Here is an 873-nt window from a genome sequence, read left to right on the forward strand (position 1 = left end):
CGGCCACGGCGAGATCGTCCTCGGCGTCGGGGACGATCACGACGAGGCGGGTGTGCGCCAGGGCCGGTGCTGCCAGCCATGCCTGGACAACAGCCAACGCGGCGGCGACGGCCTCGCGCGGATCGACAGGCGCATGCCCGGCCTCATACACCAGCAGACCCGGTACCGCTGGACCGTCCGCCGCAAGGGCAGCAACACCTTCGCCGTCAACGACGACCACCGAAGTACCGGCGTCCTCAGTCACCTCACCAGGGGAAAGGGAAAGCTCAACCCAATCGACCAGGAACAGCGCCCCAGGAGCCGACGCCTCCTCACCCTCTGCCCTTTCGGGCGAAAACGGCTCGGCGACAACGACATCAGCGGTCAGCACCGGCGCCGCGGTGGCGTCCACCAGCTCAAGGCGGGTCACCCCCGTGGTGCTATGGGCTGCGCGGACCCGCACCGCCGCCGCACCAGAAGCCAGCAAGGTCACCCCGCTCCACCGGGTCGCGATCATGCCTGCGGGGAGGGTCGTGCAGATCGCCGCGTCGAGCAGCGCCGGGTGCAGGCCGTAGCGGTCGGCATCATCGACCGACTTGTCGAGGGCCACATCGGCTGCGGAGCTGCCGGTAGGCCACGTCGCGCCGGAAGTGGACGGGGTCACCGGGCCGGGCACCAACGTGCCGTGCGCGTGGCGTGTCCACACCGCGTCCAGGCTGGCGTTGTCCGGGCGCGAGTACACCTCGACCGGCCGCCGCCCCTGACCGTCGGCCTCCCCGACGGTCATCTGAACGGCTCTGCCACCACGCAGCGGCAACAGCACGGGCCGGTCCACGGTCAACTCCTCGACCACCGGACTGCCCACCTCGTCACCGAACCGGATGGCCAGCTCGA

At 70.7% G+C, this 873-nt stretch carries 1 pseudogene; it reads right to left on the bottom strand.

Annotated features, from left to right (window positions below):
- Positions 1 to 873: pseudogene (locus tag QQM72_RS40665) on the bottom strand (hypothetical protein); the annotation flags it as partial.

This window comes from Streptomyces zaehneri, from assembly GCF_032248645.1.
GTDB classification, from domain to species: Bacteria; Actinomycetota; Actinomycetes; order Streptomycetales; family Streptomycetaceae; genus Streptomyces; species Streptomyces coriariae.